Below are 15,468 nucleotides of genomic sequence, written 5' to 3'. Positions count from 1 at the left end.
CCCTTGACCACCTCAACCGAGGAGCTGCGTATCTTACGGATCTAAATCGAAAACACAAGCCTTGATTACAAAAAAATTTCTAACAATTTGAAGGGCTTAGGATCCAACAGGTAAATTCACACATACACCGTGGGATCAGCCAGCCCAGCTTCGGCAAAGCCGGCCGCTCGGAGACGACAACTGTCACAGCGGCCGCAGGCAGCGCCGTTGGGCTGGGCCTGGTAGCAGCTCACGGTGAGACTGTAATCCACACCCAGTTCCGTGCCGCGCTTGACGATATCCGCCTTGGTCATTTTCATCAGCGGCGCGCGTATGTTGAGTTTGTTGCCCTCTACACCCGCCTTCGTCGCAAGGTTCGCCATCTTCTCGAACGCCTCGATGTACTCCGGTCGGCAATCCGGGTATCCAGAATAGTCAACCGCGTTGACGCCCACAAAAATATCTTGCGCCCCCAGTACTTCTGCCCAGCCCAAAGCAATGGACAGGAATACCGTGTTGCGCGCCGGCACGTAGGTTACCGGGATGCCGGTGCTCTCTTCTTCCGGTACGTCAATCGAATCATCGGTCAACGCTGAGCCACCGATGACCCGCAGATCCAGCTTGACGACCTTGTGCTCTTTCGCATCCAGGTCAGCCGCAACACGCTGAGCCGCCAGCAGCTCCGCGCTGTGCCGTTGGCCGTAGTCGAAGCCCAGGGCATAACAGGTGTAGCCCTCTGCACGGGCCATTGCCAAAACAGTGGCCGAATCCAGGCCACCCGATAACAAAACTACGGCTTTCTTTTCTGTCATGTTCAGTTCCATCGGTCGTATTCAGTGCGTCAGACGCCGGGAATATCACCCCACAGCAGCTTGTGCAGCTGTAGCTGCATCCGAACCGGCAGGCCGTCTTCAATGATCCACTCCGCCAGTTGGCGCGCGGGCAGCTGCTCATAGCTCGGCGAGAACAAAACCTCCCCGACCCGTTCGCTCAGGCGATATTGATCCAGAGTAAACCTCGCCCAGTCATAGTCACCGCGATCGCAGATCACGAACTTGATCTGGTCGTTCTGGTTCAGTAACGGCATGTTTTCCATGCAGTTGCGCGACTGCTCGCCCGAAGCCGGCGTCTTGAGGTCAACCACACGGGATACCCGGCTGTCGACTTTATCCACAGGCATGGCGCCGCTGGTTTCCAGCGAAACCTGGTAACCGGCGTCACACAGTGCGGTCAACAGCGGCAAGCAATTGGGTTGTGCCAGCGGCTCACCACCGGTCACGCACACGTAACGTGCGGGATAACTGCGGACTTTCTGCAAGATTTCAGCCAGTGACATCCGTTCGCCGCCATAAAAGGCGTACTCGGAGTCGCAATAGGTGCAACGCAACGGACAACCTGTCAGGCGCACAAACACCGTCGGGCGCCCGGAGTCCCGCGCTTCGCCCTGCAGAGAATAGAAAATTTCGCTTATGCGGAGAGACTCCGCGGTCAGATCGGTCATGATTCCACTGCCTGCGCCAGCCATCTGGCAGTTGACGCACATAAAAATGCCCGGGAGGCGGATGCCACCCGGGCGCGGGATCATAGAGTCTTTTTGATCACAAAACCAGCATCGACAGGTTCAGCTGCCGCCACTGGCTATTGAAAGTTCTCTTTCAGGTACTGCTTGGCAAGCCCTGAAGCTCGAGCGTCACTCTGGGCGACTTGCTCAAGTAACTCTTTTGCTTTGGTGTTATCGCCCAACTGGTGGTACACGGTACCCAGCTTGTAACGACCATCCCAAACCTTGGAAGACTGGGGGTAGCCATCGAGCAGCGCCACAAACCACTGGCGTGCCTCTTCTACATTGCCCTGTACCAGTGCGATTTCTCCAAGCCAGTAATTGGCATTTGGCGCGTACTGGCCATTCGGGTAGTCCTCGAGCAGGCTTTTGAAGGCCTTGCTGGCGCCGTCGTAATCCCCTTTCCGAGCGAGACCAAAGCTGGACTGATAGCGCTCTTTCTCATCCTCGCTGCTGCCTGTATCGGCACCACCAGAAGTGGTTCCGGGCACTGCAGGGGAAGTAGCACTAGCACCGGCGTCTTCTCCTTCCGGTGCGCCACTGGCAGGACTCTCTCCCGACAGGCGGGCAATCCTGCGATCCAGATCCATGTAGTCTTCTGTGCGCTGCTGGCGCAGGCGCTTGACTTCATGTCTCAGCTCTTCCACGGCACCGCGAAGCTCCTGTACTTCCTGCTGAAGTACCTGCATCTGGTAGTACGCATCGGCTTGAGGGTTGGCTTGTGCCATTCCCCCGGAAGTGTCGGTGCGACTGGCCAGTTGTGGATAACCTGACGGGGGCGGAGTTTGAGTACTCCGAACGGGCTGACTGCCACCTGACAGATCAACGATCGGAGCCTGTGAGAATGCGGACGAAGCCGCAGCCATACTGGCTGCGGCTATCGCGATACTTCTAATCAAAAAAGTCAATTGCATGCTTTTAGATTAGTTGATCACCACACGACGGTTCATTGCGCGTGCGCTTTCGCTGGAACCTTCCTGCGCCGGACGCTCTTCACCGTAGCTGATTACTTCCAGGTTTGCAGCGTCTACACCTTGCAGTACCAGGAAATCGCGAACGGCGTTGGCACGACGCTCACCCAGGGCCAGGTTGTACTCGCGAGTACCCAGCTCGTCAGCGTGGCCTTCCAGACGCACAGAACCGGTTACGCCGCTGCGCATACGGTCAGCGTGCTTGATCAGCAGCTCACGGGTAGACGGCTTCAGCAGAGTCTGGTCGAAGTCGAAGTATACGACGTTGTCCAGCGGCACTACGGTTTCAGCCGGGGTAGTATCTTCAACTACCGGAGGAGGGGTCTGCTCAACCATCTGGTTGGCGCTGTCATCGGTGTCGGTGCTGGAACAACCGGCCATTACTGCCAGTACGCAAGCCAGACCAAGACCAGTTTTTACTGATTTAAACATAAACAACTCCGCTTTAGTGTTATCGAAAAATCCTGCAAGACTTTCATCTCTTCTTATTTGTTTGATCTCACACCTGCTGCCAGCACAGAAGACTGACAGCAGGTACTTCATCAATCAAAGTAAGGCGACCACGCCGGCTCGCGGACATCTCCCTGCTGAGAAGGCAGGCTATATTTCACCCCGGCATCCAGCGATACCGCAGCTAGAATACCCTTGCTCCCCCGCTTCGTGGCGTACATCAGCATCGCGCCATTGGGCGCAATGCTCGGGGATTCGTCCAGGCGCGTCTCCGTAAGGACTCGCATTCTGCCGGATACGATATCCATCGTAGCAATCGTGAAAACCCCCCTGCTACGGTGCACCATAACCAGCGTTTTGCCATCGGGGGAAACCCGCGGGCGCGCGTTGTAGTCGCCATCGAAGGTTAAGCGGTCGACTTGACCCGTGGCAAGAGTCAATTGATAAATTTGTGGCTTACCTCCCCTATCGGAGGTAAAAACCAGTGATTTTCCGTCCGGCATCCAGTTCGGTTCGGTATCAATTGAGAAGTGGCGAGTCATCCGCGTGAACTTGCCGGTGGTCAAATCGAGCACATAGATCTCAGGATTGCCGTCCTTCGAGAGGACCATCGCCAATTTAGTTCCATCCGGCGACCAAGTCGGTGAACTGTTTAACCCTTTGAAGTTGGTCAGCTGCTGGCGCGCACCGGTACGAAGGTTCTCGCGGAAGATCGCCGGGCGGCCGGTTTCAAAGGAAACGTAAGCCACTTCCTGTCCGTTGGGCGACCACATCGGGGACATGACCGGCTGGGAGAAGCGGCGAACCTGGCGCGCGCGGGCGCCATCGATGTCAGACAGCATCAGGGCGTAGCTGGGCTTGCCGCCTCTCTGCGTCTCCTGCACATAGACCATCTGGGTGCCGAAAGCACCGCGAATGCCGGTAATCGCCTCATAAATCTCGTCCGCCGCGCGATGCGCGATGTCCCGCAACTGCTGAGCCCCACCGGTGACCTGCTTGGTAAACATCTTGTTCTGTCCGAAGATGTTTACCAGGTCAAAGCTGAGCAGATAGCCGCCGGCCTGGGGCTGGATGCGCCCAGTGACGACATACTCGGTACCCAGAATACGCCAGTCGCGAAAGCTGACCTCTTCGGGGGTTTTGGGAAATGACAGCATATCGGCACGGGGTACCGGGTCGAACAGACCACTGCGACGCAGGTCCGCCGACACAATTTCCGCGACGTCCTCAGGCAGCACGCCACCGCCGGACCAGTCGAACGGTGCCACCGCGATCGGCGTCGGGTTGTCATTACCACGGGAAATTTCAACCACCAGCTGCGCATGGGCCGATATGGCCAACACACAGCTGACAAGGGTGGCGAAGAGTAAAGAGACTGTTTTTTTCATCATTGGCGCAGGCCTTCGACTCGGAATATCAGTTTGGTAGTACGTATCTGGCGCTCAAACAGCGCCGGTTCCTCTCTGGCCACATCGGCCACTTCCGGAAAAACTTCTACTTTCTTGATTGCGGTCAGAACCGATCTGTCCACAGCCGCGTTGCCGCTTCCCTTGGTAATGGTCGATGCCACTACGCGACCGGTGGGGACAAAGTTGATCTGAACTTCAACAACCATGCCGTTGCGCGCGCTGGGCGGCCGGCTCCACACATCCTCAATGCGCTGCTGGATGGCCTGGGCCACGGACATGACGGCCTCGGAGTCGTCACTGGCCTCACGCAGCTCATCTTCTTCCTCCAGGGCCTCCTCAAAGGCGCTTTTACGCTCCTTTTCCATCTGCTCCTGGCGCTCGCGCTCTTTGCGCTCTTTCTCCTTGCGCGCTTTCTCTTCCGCTTCACGCTTCTTGCGCGCCGCTTCCGCTTTGCGCTTCTTATCCGCTTCTTCTTTCTTCTTGCGCTCTGCCGCTGCTTTGCGCTGCTTTTCTTCCTCAGCCTTGCGCTGGCGTTCCTGTTGCTGCTGACGCTGCTTGATCAAGTCCACCTTTGGCGGCGCTTTCTTCTTGTCCGCCTTGGACTCCATGGTGACCAGCTTTGCCTGAACGAACTTGGGCATAGGCTTGAGCTCGCGCTGGTGCTCGGCTTCCCAGCCAAAGGTGAGAACCGCGATCAGCAACGCGTGCAGGGCAACACTGATAACGATAGCGGGGCCATAAGAGCCATTCATACCAGTCTCGCTATCCCTGTTATTCCGATGGAGGCTCGGTAACGAGCCCCACGCTGGGAGCGCCTGCCTGTTGCAGGTGCGTCATGGCGCTGACGATCAGGCCGTATTTGGCATCGGTATCACCCCATACCAGAACCGGCGTCTTGGGCTTCTGGCGCAGAACCTTGGCGACCGTTTCCTTAATCTCACTCAGCGGCTTCTCTACCTTTTCATCCTCGCCCAGATTCAGGTAGTAGGTGCCGTCGGCGCGCACGGACACGATCAAGGGTTCATCATCGGTATCATCGATGGGCGCGGAAGGGGCATCCGGCAAGTCAACTTTGACCCCCTGCATCAGCAAGGGCGCAGTCACCATAAATACGATCAACAGCACCAGCATCACATCGATGTAGGGCACCACGTTGATCTCGGAGACCAGCTTGCGCTTGGGGGATTTGCGAAAATTGCTCATGGCTTCGCTCTTTTGGGAACCCTTTAGCTGGAGTGCACTTTGCGGTGCAGGATGGAGGAGAACTCTTCGGCGAAGGTCTCATAGCTGGACAGCAGCCATTCAGCGCGTGCGGAATAACGGTTATAGGCCATTACTGCCGGGATAGCGGCGAACAGGCCCATCGCCGTGGCCACCAGGGCCTCACTGATACCGGGCGCCACAGTGGCAATCGTTGCCTGGTGCATGGTGGCGAGGCCGCGGAACGAGTTCATGATCCCCCAAACCGTGCCGAACAGGCCGATGTAGGGGCTGACGGAGCCGACCGTCGCCAGGAATGGCAGGTTCATCTCGACCTTTTCCTGCTCGCGGGACATGGCGACACGCATTGCGCGCTCCGTTCCTTCCATGACCGCTTCAGGGCTGCTCTTGCCCTGCTGGCGAAGGCGGGTAAATTCAGTGAAGCCGGCGCGGAAAATGGATTCCACCCCATCCATTCTGCCCTTTTCTGCGCGGGCATTGCCGTCGCGGAACAGCTGATTGAGGTCGGTACCGGACCAGAAGCGGCGCTCGAAGTTCACCAGCGACTTTTTTGCCTTGGACAGGTAACTGCCGCGCTGAATGATCATCACCCAGGAAATCACGGAGGCCAGCAGGAGCAGCAACATCACCAGCTGCACCAGCAGACTGGCACTGGAAATCAGCCCCCACAGAGAAAGTTGTTCACCGGCATTCATTTTTTTGACTCGCTGCCTTCAATGCTTGATAGATAGATTCGGGTAATGCGCAGGGTTTGCGGCTGGCGTCATCCACGCAGGCCACTTTGACAACACCCTCGCAAATAATTTCATTACCGCGCCAGATTTTCTGTTCAAAGGTGATCGCGGCGCGCCCCAGTTTGCCAATCGCTGCGCTGGCCTGCAATGCGTCGTCGAGCATTGCAGAGCGGCGATACTGAACCTCCGCTGAATGCACCACGAGCAATAGCCCCTGTTCGGGGATGGCCGGCTTATCATATCCGAGCGAGCGAACCAATTCTGTGCGCGCGCGCTCCATATACTTTAAATAATTGACGTAATAGACGATTCCGCCAGCATCGGTATCTTCGATATAAACGCGGATGGGAATACTGAAGGGTTCTGACACACACGATCCTTATTCTTATCGATCACGGCCTGCGGTGCTGGTGCCTGCTGGTAACCAACACCACAAAGACCGTGATGCTACAGGATCGCGACGCCTTAGTCAGCGGGTGATCAGGTGCGGTCGGGCTTGGGGATACCGAAATGCTCGTAAGCGAGGGCGGTAACCACCCGGCCACGCGGGGTGCGGGTAAGGTAACCCTGCTGGATCAGGTAGGGCTCGAGCACGTCCTCGATGGTATCGCGCTCTTCGCTGATGGCGGCTGCGAGGCTGTCTACACCCACCGGGCCACCGTCGAACTTTTCAATCATGGTCAGCAGCATGCGTCGATCCAGCTGATCGAAACCACGGACATCGACGTTCAGCATATTCAATGCGCGGTCGGCCGTTTCCGCACAGGCCTTGCCGCCGTTTTTCACATCGGCAAAATCCCGCACCCGGCGCAGCAGGCGATTGGCAATGCGCGGGGTGCCACGGGCACGGCGCGCCACTTCCAGCGCCCCACCCTCATCCATATCGACCCCCATCAGGCTGGCTGAACGGCCAACAATGCTGGTCAGGTCCTCGACATTGTAGAACTCAAGCCGCTGCACAATGCCGAAGCGATCCCGCAGCGGTGACGTCAGCAGGCCGGCGCGCGTGGTGGCGCCAACGAGGGTAAAAGGCGGCAGGTCGAGCTTGATCGAGCGGGCGGCCGGCCCCTCCCCGATCATGATGTCGAGCTGGTAGTCCTCCATCGCCGGATACAGAACTTCTTCCACATGTGGGCTAAGGCGGTGAATCTCGTCAATAAAAAGGACGTCGCCGGGCTCGAGGTTGGTCATGATTGCGGCCAGGTCACCGGCTTTTTCCAGTACCGGCCCCGAGGTGGTCTTGATCGCCACGCCCATCTCGGCGGCGATGATATTGGCCAGCGTGGTCTTGCCCAGACCGGGAGGGCCGAATACGAGGGTGTGATCCAGCGCTTCGCCACGCAGTTTGGCGGCCTGAATGAAAATCTCCATCTGCTCGCGCACCACCGGCTGGCCGACGTAATCAGCGAGGCTCTTGGGGCGCACGGCGCGGTCGTATTGTTCTTCCTGCCCGGAGGGGCCGATGGGCTCGGGGGCAATCAGGCGGTCAGCTTCGATCACGGGTATTTCTCACTAGGGTCAGGCTGGCGCCATGCTTTTCAGCGCAAGGCGAATCAGGGTGGCGCTGTCGGCATCGGGCTGCTCTTTGCTGGCGCGGGCCACCATTTTGCTGGCATCGGTGGGTTTGTAGCCCAGTGCGGCGAGTGCACTTTCGGCTTCGCCGGCGTGATCCACTTTGGGCTCGGCGCTTGCGGCGAGCAGCGGCAGATCGCCGAGGTCACCGGCCTGTGGCGCGAGCTTGCCGCGCAGCTCGATGATCAGGCGCTCGGCAGTTTTCTTGCCGACGCCGGGTACTTTCACCAGCGCGCCGACATTGTCTTCTGCCACGCAGCGGGCCAGCGCGGCGCCGTCCAGCCCGGACAGGATGGCAAGCGCCATCTTCGGGCCAACGCCGTTCACTTTGATCAGGGTACGGAACAGTTGACGGTCGTTCTCGCGGATAAATCCGAACAACTGCTGTGACGTTTCCGATACCGCCAGGTGGGTATGCAATTGCACACTGCCACCGAGCTGCGGGAGCTCGAAAATTGTGGTCATGGGGGCCAGCACTTCATAGCCCACGCCCTGAACGTCCACCAATAGTTGTGGTGGCTGGATGGCGGCAAGGGTGCCGGTCAGTCTTCCGATCATTGTTATTCCTGATCCTACATTCTGGGTTCCGGGCTTACGTTGAAGTCCGGTGGTACGCATTTTTCCAGTTATGTGGCAGCACTACAGCCGGTAAGGGTTTGCGAGACACGCCGTGAACCCATCCATAGGGGCTCTTCTAAAACATCCCTGTTTTAGAAGGTCTCGCAAACCCTCACCGGCTGCAGCACTTTCGCTTCGTATATTGCACAAACTTAAAGGTTACTTGCCACACCCGGCGGGTTTCGGAAGCACCGCAGTCCGAAATGAAGGATTTGATACCGAGTACACCTTTGCGGGGCCGTATGCGGCCCGAACGGCCGCATCCGAGCCCCCATGGATGGGTACACGGCGCGTCCCGCAAAGGTGTACCCGGTAAGCAAAGCCGCCACCAATTTCACCAACAGCGGACCACATAGCTAGAAACACCACCCAATGGCAACTATGTAACGCTCAATCGCCCACGACGGAAACGTGCCCGGGAACCCGCCGAAGACTGAATCAAAGTCTGCATGGTATGCATGTGACAAAGCGCCACAGCGAGTGCATCCGCGGCATCTTCCTGCGGTGAGGCAGGCAGTTTCAGCAGGGTTTTAACCATATGCTGCACCTGCAGCTTGTCCGCCCCACCATTGCCCACCACCGCCTGCTTGACCTTGCGCGCTTCATACTCGGCCACAGACAGATCCGCATGGGTTGCAGCCACAATGGCCGCACCCCTCGCCTGCCCCAGTTTCAGGGCAGATCCGGCGCTTTTGGACATAAACACGTTTTCGATCGCCATTTCCTGCGGCTGGTACTGCTGCGCAATCTGGCTGACGGCATCAAATATCAGTTTGAGGCGCTCGGGCAGAGGCCCGTCGGGGAGGCGAATGACGCCGCTGGCCACGTAGCGGGCATGGGATCGATCCACGTCAATCAGGCCGTACCCGGTTTTACGCGAGCCGGGATCAATCCCCAGAATTCGGGTCACGGCAGGCAATCCCCTGTACATTTATACAATTAATGCGGGAAGTGTCCCAAGGCCGCGCGCGAGCGTCAAGGAGGATCGCGGAGTTCTTTCCGGCAGAAACAAAAATGCCCCGGCAAGCGGGGCATTTTCACTGGCAGTTGAAGAGAGGGTTCAACCCAGCTCAGCCATCACCTCTTCCGGGATATCGGCATTGGTATACACGTTCTGGACGTCGTCCAGGTCTTCCAGCATATCCACGAGCGCCAACACCTTCTCTGCGCCCTCTTTATCCAGGGGCACAGTCGTGGACGGGATCATCGCGATTTCAGCATTGCTCGGCGCAAAACCCGCTTCTGTCAGCGCATCCTTCACCGGCATGTAATCGGTGAACTCTGTAGTCACCTCAATACTGCCATCATCATTGGTTTCGATGTCTTCGGCACCGGCCTCCATCGCCGCTTCCATCAAGGCATCTTCATCCACGCCCGGCTCGTAATACATCTGCCCCTTGCGGGAGAACAGATAGGCAACGGATCCGTCGGTACCCAGGTTGCCGCCCCGCTTGGTGAAAGCATGGCGCACGTCCGCCACGGTACGATTGCGGTTGTCGGTCAGGCATTCAACCAGCACCGCTACCCCGCCAACGCCGTACCCTTCGTAGGTTACCGACTCGTAGTTGTCACCTTCCGCATTGCCGGCACCACGGGCTATCGCCTTGTCGATGGTGTCGCGCTTCATGTTTGCGCCCAGCGCTTTATCGATGGTGGCGCGGAGAGTGGGGTTGTCATCCGGATTGGCACCACCCTTCGCGGCAACGGTCAGCTCGCGAATAATCTTGGTGAAAACCTTACCCCGCTTGGCATCCTGAGCTGCTTTGCGGTGCTTGATGTTGGCCCATTTACTATGTCCAGCCATCGATGTCTCCTACGTCGTCTCCCTGCAAGAGCCTGCGGGCAGGCTCTTGCAGCGGTCTTTCCAACTTAACTAATCTGGTCTTCTTTGCTGCGCAGGCGAATGCTCAGCTCCCGCAACTGCTTGGTATCCACCAGGCCGGGGGCGTCGGTCATCACACAGGCCGCGCTCTGGGTTTTGGGGAAAGCGATCACGTCGCGAATGGAATCGCTAGCGGTCATCAGCATTACCAGACGGTCGAGACCGAATGCCAGGCCACCGTGGGGCGGAGCACCGTACTTGAGGGCGTCGAGCAGGAAGCCAAACTTCTCGCGCTGCTCTTCTTCCTCAATACCCAGCACGCGGAATACGGTCTGCTGCATATCCTGGTTGTGGATACGGATGGAGCCACCACCCAGCTCGGTGCCGTTCAGTACCATGTCATAGGCACGGGACAAGGCTGCAAGCGGGTTTTTCTCCAGCTCATCCGGCGCACAGGAAGGCGCGGTGAACGGGTGGTGCAGTGCAGTAAGGCTGCCATCGTCGTTCTCTTCGAACATCGGGAAGTCCACCACCCACAGCGGCGCCCACTCAGCCACATACAGGTCGAGGTCTTCACCCAGTTTGCAACGCAGGGCACCGAGGGCCTCGGTAACGATCTTGCCCTTGTCCGCACCGAAGAAGATCAGGTCGCCATTTTGTGCCTGCAGGCGATCCAGGATCGCACCGCGCACGTCATTCGGCAGGAACTTCACGATCGGTGACTGCAGGCCATTTTCCAGGTCTGCGCGATCGTTGACCTTGATGTAGGCCAGGCCTTTAGCACCGTAAATACCGACGAATTTGGTGTAATCGTCGATCTGCTTGCGCGTGAGCTTGTCGTTGCCGCCAGTCACTTTCAGCGCGGTAACACGGCCATTTGGATCATTGGCGGGACCGGAGAACACCTTGAAGTCCACTTCGGTCATCAGATCCTTGATGTCCACCAGCTCCAGCGGGATACGCAGATCCGGTTTGTCGGAACCGAACTTGGCCATCGCTTCGCTGTATGGCATACGCGGGAACTCGCCCAGCTCCACACCTTTCAGCTCTTTGAACAACTTGCGGATCATGCCCTCGGTAATGGACATGATGGCGTTTTCATCCAGGAATGCAGTTTCGATATCGATCTGAGTGAATTCCGGCTGGCGGTCTGCACGCAGGTCTTCATCGCGGAAGCACTTGGCGATCTGGTAATAGCGGTCAAAACCGGAAACCATCAGCAGCTGCTTGAACAACTGCGGGGACTGCGGCAGGGCGAAGAACTTGCCACCGTGGGTACGGCTCGGCACCAGGTAATCGCGGGCGCCTTCCGGGGTTGCACGGGTCAGGATCGGGGTCTCGATATCCAGGAAGCCCTCACCGTCCAGGTAGTTGCGGATGGCGTTGGTGATCTGGGAGCGGAAGCGCAGGTTGCGCTGCATTTCGTTGCGGCGCAGATCCAGATACCGGTATTTCAGGCGGACATCTTCACCGACCGCGGTGTGCTCATCCAGCTGGAAGGGCGGGGTCTCGGCGGTATTGAGGATCTCCAGCTGCAGGCCGTACACCTCGATCTCACCGGTCACCATATTCGGGTTCACCGCTTCTGGTGCACGCGCGCGTACACGACCGGTCACCTTCAACACATACTCGCTGCGCACCCGGTCGGCGAGCTCGAAGTGCTCGGCGGCATCCGGGTCGAACACGACCTGGGCAATGCCGTCCCGGTCACGCAGGTCGATGAAGATCACTCCACCATGGTCGCGGCGGCGGTCTACCCAGCCACACAGGGTTACTTCGCGGTCTATATCAGCGGATCGCAGGGCGCCACAGTAGTCGGTGCGCATGGAGTCTTATTCCCTTAGTCAGTAGTGTTGAATCAGCTTGCTTTGGCACTGCCGGCGGCTGCCGGTTTGTCCTTGTTCGGTTTGGCGGCATCTCCGGCCAGATTCTTCTTGCTGCCGGTCTTGAAGTCGGTTTCGTACCAACCGCCGCCCTTGAGGCGGAATCCGGCCGCGGAAATTTTCTTGGTCAGTTCAGCCTGGTTGCAGGCGGGGCAATCTGTCAGCGGAGCGTCGCTCATACGCTGCAGGGCTTCCAACTGGTGGCCACAGGCCTTGCACTGGTATTCGTAGATAGGCATTGCTGTTACCCGAAATCTCACGGAATCCAAAGGGGCGCAGATTATACATGAGCGCTGGGGAGGGAAGAAGTTACCGGTACACAGAGGGCATCAACTGCCCCCGGCCGGGGCACACAAGGCTAAAATCCAGCCAAACCCCTGTAAAAAAGCACTTTTTTTCCAATTTTTCCCCGTGCGCACGGATAAAAACTGGATATACTCAGTCCAGTACTTGGGAACACCCTGTTGTACTGGGGATTTCGGGCGTTTTCCGAACCTCCCGAACCACTTTCAATCGGATAAAACATTTATACAAAAGGAAGCTAACGATGGCCGCAAGCAAGAAAGCCGCAGCTAAGAAAGCCCCCGCCAAGAAGACTGCAGCCAAAAAGGCTCCAGCCAAGAAAGCAGCAGCACCGAAGGCCGCTCCGGCCAAGAAAGTGACCGCTGTTAAAGAGAAGTACACCAAGACCCAGATCCTGAACCAGATCGCCGAAAGCACTGAACTGTCCCGCAAGCAGGTACAGGCTGTTCTGGACGAACTGACCAACGTGATCGAAGGCCACGTGAAAAAGCGCGCAGTTGGCGAGTTTGCCCTGCCGGGCCTGCTGAAAATCACCACTGTGAAGAAGCCGGCCAAGAAAGCCCGCAAGGGTATCAACCCCTTCACTGGTGAAGAGACCACCTTCAAGGCCAAGCCGGCCAGCATCCAGGTGAAAATCCGCCCGCTGAAGAAGCTGAAAGAAATGGCCGAGTCCTGATACTCGCCGCTTTCCGCCACGAAAACCCCGCCTGCGCGGGGTTTTCTGCTTTTCAGGCACCACCATTGCGGCAATAGAGGGTACAGGGCGGCACCTGTAACTTTGTATCGAAGCCGGGCGCCCCTACCAAAACCCGTCACCGCCGGCGTAAAATAGCCGCCCTTCAATTTTTACAGACATATAAAGAAAGCAATATGCGCGCTTCCCGCTACCTGATCGCCACCCAGAAAGAAACACCCAATGACGCAGTGGTCATTAGCCACCAGCTGATGCTCCGCGCCGGTATGATCCGCCGCCTGGCATCCGGTCTCTACACCTGGATGCCCACTGGCCTGCGCGTATTGCGCAAGGTTGAAGCGATTGTGCGCGAGGAAATGAACAGTGCCGGTGCACTGGAAGTGTTGATGCCGGTGGTACAGCCGGCGGAGCTGTGGGAAGAATCCGGCCGCTGGCAGCAGTATGGCCCCGAACTGCTGCGCATCCAGGACCGCCACGACAACCCCTTCTGCCTGGGCCCGACCCACGAAGAAGTGATCACGGACCTGATCCGCACTGAAGTCAGCAGCTACAAGCAGCTGCCGGCCAATTTTTACCAGATTCAGACCAAATTCCGCGACGAGATCCGCCCGCGCTTTGGCGTTATGCGCGCGCGTGAGTTCACTATGAAGGATGCCTACTCCTTCCACCTGAATGCGGATTCCCTGCAGGAAACGTACGACATCATGCACGGTGCCTACTGCCGTATCTTCGACCGCATCGGCCTCGACTACCGTCCGGTGCTGGCTGATACCGGTTCTATCGGTGGCTCCAGCTCCCACGAGTTCCACGTTCTGGCCCAAAGCGGTGAAGACGATATCGCGTTCTCCACCGGCAGCCGCTACGCCGCCAACGTCGAGCTGGCGGAGGCGGTAGCACCGGCGGGCGAGCGTCCGGCAGCCAGCAAGGAAATGGCTGAGGTACACACGCCCAACCAGAAAACCATTGCCGCAGTCAGCGAGTTCCTGGGTACCGACCCGGCCCACTCGGTAAAGACCCTGATCGTACTCGGCGAGACCGAGGAAGAAGGCGAGACCGCTCCGCTGGTGGCCCTGGTGCTGCGCGGCGATCACGACCTGAACGAACTGAAAGCCGAGAAGCTGCCCGGCGTTGCCAGCCCGCTGCAGTTTGCACCGGAAGCGCGCATCGCCGCCGAACTGGGCTGTGGTATCGGTTCACTGGGCCCTGTTGGACTGGAAATCGAGGTGCTGGTGGATCGCGCCGCGGCGCATCTGGCGGACTTTATCTGTGGCGCCAACAAGGATGACTACCACCTGACCGGTGTGAACTGGGAGCGCGATGTGGCGCTGAAGCGCGTGGAAGACCTGCGCAATGTAGTACCGGGCGATGCCAGCCCCTGCGGTCAGGGCACTCTGGAAATCAAGCGCGGTATCGAGGTGGGCCACATTTTCCAGCTGGGCGAGAAGTACAGCCGCGCAATGAACGCGACCGTACTGGACGAAAACGGCAAGGAGCAGGTGATGACCATGGGTTGCTATGGCATCGGTGTTTCCCGCGTGGTGGCGGCGGCTATCGAGCAGAACCACGACGACGCTGGCATCATCTGGCCGGAAGCCATTGCGCCGTTCCAGCTGGCGATCGTGCCGATCAATATGCAGAAGAGCGAACTGGTTCAGCAGAAGTGCGAGCACATCTACGAGACCCTGTCTGCGAAGGGTATTGATGTCCTGCTGATGGATGAGCCCAAGGCGCGCCTCGGTGCGATGCTGGCGGACGTCGAGCTGATGGGTATTCCGCACCGCATCGTAGTCGGCGACCGCGGTCTTGAGAAAGGCCATATCGAGTACAAGGGACGCCGTGACAGCGAGAACCAGGAGTTTTCTGCGGATCAGATCATCGACATTCTGCTTGAGAAGATCTCCCACTAAGACCCGCCTTTCCGGGTGCTTTGTAAGACAGCCTAGTGGCGGTCAAGCACCGGGGGATAGGTTTCGAAACCGCTGTGAATACATCCCTACGCTGCGTCGGCGACGTCCCTGTCGCCGCCGCTTTCGAAACCTATCCCCCAGTACTCGACCTTCACATCGAGCGCTCAGCTCTGTCAGGTTAGTAATGACCACTGCGGCTTGATACGAAGGCCCTGATACCGGGTGCACATTTGCGGGACCGTCTGCGGCCAGGACGGCCGCAGACGAGGCGTCATACTGCTATCAATTACATGACGCTCCAGATCGACACTCGGCTTGTTCGCAATCGGCAGTTTTTCATAAAC

General features: G+C 58.2%; 17 protein-coding genes. 2 read left to right on the top strand and 15 right to left on the bottom strand.

Annotated elements, in window-relative coordinates; translation table 11 throughout:
- Window positions 1–116 precede the first annotated feature (116 nt).
- From queC to ACNKU7_RS18045, 15 genes are all read right to left on the bottom strand, one after another.
- Window positions 117–791: a 7-cyano-7-deazaguanine synthase QueC gene (queC, locus tag ACNKU7_RS18115; protein WP_418298396.1), complete on the bottom strand. Its 675-nt coding sequence runs from the start codon at window positions 789–791 to the stop codon at window positions 117–119.
- Window positions 792–820: 29 nt separating this feature from the next.
- Window positions 821–1,480: a 7-carboxy-7-deazaguanine synthase QueE gene (queE, locus tag ACNKU7_RS18110; protein ID WP_418298395.1), complete on the bottom strand. Its 660-nt coding sequence runs from the start codon at window positions 1,478–1,480 to the stop codon at window positions 821–823.
- Between the two features lie 137 nt (window positions 1,481–1,617).
- Entirely contained in the window at window positions 1,618–2,268 is a 651-nt protein-coding gene (ybgF, locus tag ACNKU7_RS18105) for a tol-pal system protein YbgF (protein ID WP_418298394.1), read from the bottom strand.
- A gap of 195 nt (window positions 2,269–2,463) precedes the next feature.
- A complete protein-coding gene (locus tag ACNKU7_RS18100; protein WP_418298393.1) occupies window positions 2,464–2,943 on the bottom strand; it encodes an OmpA family protein in 480 nt (159 codons plus the stop codon).
- A gap of 110 nt (window positions 2,944–3,053) precedes the next feature.
- The gene (gene tolB / locus ACNKU7_RS18095; RefSeq protein WP_418298397.1) at window positions 3,054–4,349 is read right to left on the bottom strand and encodes a Tol-Pal system beta propeller repeat protein TolB; all 1,296 of its coding nucleotides are present in this window, start codon (window positions 4,347–4,349) and stop codon (window positions 3,054–3,056) included.
- The gene (tolA, locus tag ACNKU7_RS18090; protein ID WP_418298392.1) at window positions 4,349–5,122 is read right to left on the bottom strand and encodes a cell envelope integrity protein TolA; all 774 of its coding nucleotides are present in this window, start codon (window positions 5,120–5,122) and stop codon (window positions 4,349–4,351) included. The genes tolB and tolA overlap by 1 nt, the downstream gene beginning before the upstream one ends.
- Before the next feature lie 19 nt (window positions 5,123–5,141).
- Window positions 5,142–5,573 (bottom strand): protein TolR, encoded by a 432-nt coding sequence (gene tolR / locus ACNKU7_RS18085; RefSeq protein WP_226667974.1) that lies wholly within the window; start codon window positions 5,571–5,573, stop codon window positions 5,142–5,144.
- A 23-nt stretch (window positions 5,574–5,596) separates the two neighbouring features.
- Window positions 5,597–6,286 carry a protein TolQ gene (gene tolQ, locus ACNKU7_RS18080; protein ID WP_418298391.1) on the bottom strand — a complete coding sequence of 230 codons (690 nt, stop codon included), beginning with the start codon at window positions 6,284–6,286 and terminating at the stop codon, window positions 5,597–5,599.
- Window positions 6,273–6,695, bottom strand: coding sequence for a tol-pal system-associated acyl-CoA thioesterase (ybgC, locus tag ACNKU7_RS18075; protein ID WP_418298390.1), 423 nt, complete (start codon window positions 6,693–6,695; stop codon window positions 6,273–6,275). Before ybgC ends, tolQ begins: the two co-directional genes overlap by 14 nt.
- A gap of 110 nt (window positions 6,696–6,805) precedes the next feature.
- The gene (ruvB, locus tag ACNKU7_RS18070) at window positions 6,806–7,825 is read right to left on the bottom strand and encodes a Holliday junction branch migration DNA helicase RuvB (protein ID WP_418298389.1); all 1,020 of its coding nucleotides are present in this window, start codon (window positions 7,823–7,825) and stop codon (window positions 6,806–6,808) included.
- An 18-nt stretch (window positions 7,826–7,843) separates the two neighbouring features.
- Complete coding sequence (ruvA, locus tag ACNKU7_RS18065) at window positions 7,844–8,455, bottom strand: Holliday junction branch migration protein RuvA (protein ID WP_418298388.1); 612 nt, start codon at window positions 8,453–8,455, stop codon at window positions 7,844–7,846.
- 439 nt (window positions 8,456–8,894) lie between these two features.
- Window positions 8,895–9,425, bottom strand: a complete 531-nt coding sequence (gene ruvC / locus ACNKU7_RS18060; RefSeq protein WP_418298387.1) for a crossover junction endodeoxyribonuclease RuvC — start codon at window positions 9,423–9,425, stop codon at window positions 8,895–8,897.
- A 150-nt stretch (window positions 9,426–9,575) separates the two neighbouring features.
- A complete protein-coding gene (locus ACNKU7_RS18055) occupies window positions 9,576–10,319 on the bottom strand; it encodes a YebC/PmpR family DNA-binding transcriptional regulator (protein WP_418298386.1) in 744 nt (247 codons plus the stop codon).
- Between the two features lie 65 nt (window positions 10,320–10,384).
- Window positions 10,385–12,163, bottom strand: coding sequence for an aspartate--tRNA ligase (aspS, locus tag ACNKU7_RS18050; protein ID WP_418298385.1), 1,779 nt, complete (start codon window positions 12,161–12,163; stop codon window positions 10,385–10,387).
- Window positions 12,164–12,195: 32 nt separating this feature from the next.
- Window positions 12,196–12,459, bottom strand: a complete 264-nt coding sequence (locus ACNKU7_RS18045) for an FmdB family zinc ribbon protein (protein WP_418298384.1) — start codon at window positions 12,457–12,459, stop codon at window positions 12,196–12,198.
- 308 nt (window positions 12,460–12,767) lie between these two features.
- Here ACNKU7_RS18045 and ACNKU7_RS18040 point away from each other — a divergent pair, with 308 nt between their 5' ends.
- On the top strand, window positions 12,768–13,199 hold the full coding sequence (locus ACNKU7_RS18040; protein ID WP_418298383.1) for an HU family DNA-binding protein: 432 nt from the start codon (window positions 12,768–12,770) through the stop codon (window positions 13,197–13,199).
- A gap of 194 nt (window positions 13,200–13,393) precedes the next feature.
- Window positions 13,394–15,124 carry a proline--tRNA ligase gene (locus ACNKU7_RS18035; protein WP_418298382.1) on the top strand — a complete coding sequence of 577 codons (1,731 nt, stop codon included), beginning with the start codon at window positions 13,394–13,396 and terminating at the stop codon, window positions 15,122–15,124.
- The last annotated feature ends 344 nt before the right edge of the window (window positions 15,125–15,468 follow it).

Source organism: Microbulbifer weihaiensis (genome assembly GCF_048323715.1).
Taxonomy (GTDB): Bacteria; Pseudomonadota; Gammaproteobacteria; order Pseudomonadales; family Cellvibrionaceae; genus Microbulbifer.
Note: the sequence above shows the minus strand (reverse complement) of the source record. Positions and strands in the feature narration are given on the sequence as shown.

What these genes read in the sequence shown, in the direction of transcription:
- ACNKU7_RS18045 (WP_418298384.1), bottom strand. Translation starts at nt 12,459, where the DNA reads ATGCCTATCTACGAATACCAGTGCAAGGCCTGTGGCCACCAGTTGGAA.
- tolR (WP_226667974.1), bottom strand. Translation starts at nt 5,573, where the DNA reads ATGAGCAATTTTCGCAAATCCCCCAAGCGCAAGCTGGTCTCCGAGATC.
- ybgF (WP_418298394.1), bottom strand. Translation starts at nt 2,268, where the DNA reads ATGGCACAAGCCAACCCTCAAGCCGATGCGTACTACCAGATGCAGGTA.
- aspS (WP_418298385.1), bottom strand. Translation starts at nt 12,163, where the DNA reads ATGCGCACCGACTACTGTGGCGCCCTGCGATCCGCTGATATAGACCGC.
- queC (WP_418298396.1), bottom strand. Translation starts at nt 791, where the DNA reads ATGACAGAAAAGAAAGCCGTAGTTTTGTTATCGGGTGGCCTGGATTCG.
- ACNKU7_RS18040 (WP_418298383.1), top strand. Translation starts at nt 12,768, where the DNA reads ATGGCCGCAAGCAAGAAAGCCGCAGCTAAGAAAGCCCCCGCCAAGAAG.
- ACNKU7_RS18055 (WP_418298386.1), bottom strand. Translation starts at nt 10,319, where the DNA reads ATGGCTGGACATAGTAAATGGGCCAACATCAAGCACCGCAAAGCAGCT.
- tolB (WP_418298397.1), bottom strand. Translation starts at nt 4,349, where the DNA reads ATGAAAAAAACAGTCTCTTTACTCTTCGCCACCCTTGTCAGCTGTGTG.
- queE (WP_418298395.1), bottom strand. Translation starts at nt 1,480, where the DNA reads ATGACCGATCTGACCGCGGAGTCTCTCCGCATAAGCGAAATTTTCTAT.
- tolA (WP_418298392.1), bottom strand. Translation starts at nt 5,122, where the DNA reads ATGAATGGCTCTTATGGCCCCGCTATCGTTATCAGTGTTGCCCTGCAC.
- ruvA (WP_418298388.1), bottom strand. Translation starts at nt 8,455, where the DNA reads ATGATCGGAAGACTGACCGGCACCCTTGCCGCCATCCAGCCACCACAA.
- tolQ (WP_418298391.1), bottom strand. Translation starts at nt 6,286, where the DNA reads ATGAATGCCGGTGAACAACTTTCTCTGTGGGGGCTGATTTCCAGTGCC.
- ACNKU7_RS18035 (WP_418298382.1), top strand. Translation starts at nt 13,394, where the DNA reads ATGCGCGCTTCCCGCTACCTGATCGCCACCCAGAAAGAAACACCCAAT.
- ACNKU7_RS18100 (WP_418298393.1), bottom strand. Translation starts at nt 2,943, where the DNA reads ATGTTTAAATCAGTAAAAACTGGTCTTGGTCTGGCTTGCGTACTGGCA.